We start from the raw sequence: 437 nt of genomic DNA on the forward strand, positions 1-437 counted from the left end.
AATCAACATTCACCATCACAGTGATGGAATGCTCATTTCTAAGCTTTCAAGACAGAAGCAGTAGTGGTGGAGCCAAACGGGATCGAACCGTTGACCTCCTGCGTGCAAGGCAGGCGCTCTCCCAGCTGAGCTATGGCCCCGTATTTCTACAGGCGTTTCCCACACAAAATTGGTGGGTCTGGGCAGATTCGAACTGCCGACCTCACCCTTATCAGGGGTGCGCTCTAACCAACTGAGCTACAGACCCAATTTCGGGCTGCTTCTTTATCGTCTTCTTCAATGAATCAAGCAATTCGTGTGGGAACTTATGGAGCAGCTGATGTCGTCGATTAAGGAGGTGATCCAGCCGCAGGTTCCCCTACGGCTACCTTGTTACGACTTCACCCCAGTCATGAATCACACCGTGGTAACCGTCCTCCCGAAGGTTAGACTAGCTA

At 51.5% G+C, this 437-nt stretch carries 2 tRNA genes and 1 rRNA gene; all 3 read right to left on the reverse strand.

Annotated elements, in window-relative coordinates:
- Window positions 1–64: 64 nt before the first annotated feature.
- Window positions 65–140, reverse strand: a tRNA-Ala gene (locus HX869_RS31120).
- Between the two features lie 30 nt (window positions 141–170).
- Window positions 171–247, reverse strand: a tRNA-Ile gene (locus tag HX869_RS31125).
- Between the two features lie 83 nt (window positions 248–330).
- Window positions 331–437, reverse strand: a 16S ribosomal RNA gene (locus HX869_RS31130); the annotation flags it as partial.

Source organism: Pseudomonas sp. P7779, from assembly GCF_013386315.1.
In the GTDB taxonomy this organism is placed as follows: domain Bacteria; phylum Pseudomonadota; class Gammaproteobacteria; order Pseudomonadales; family Pseudomonadaceae; genus Aquipseudomonas.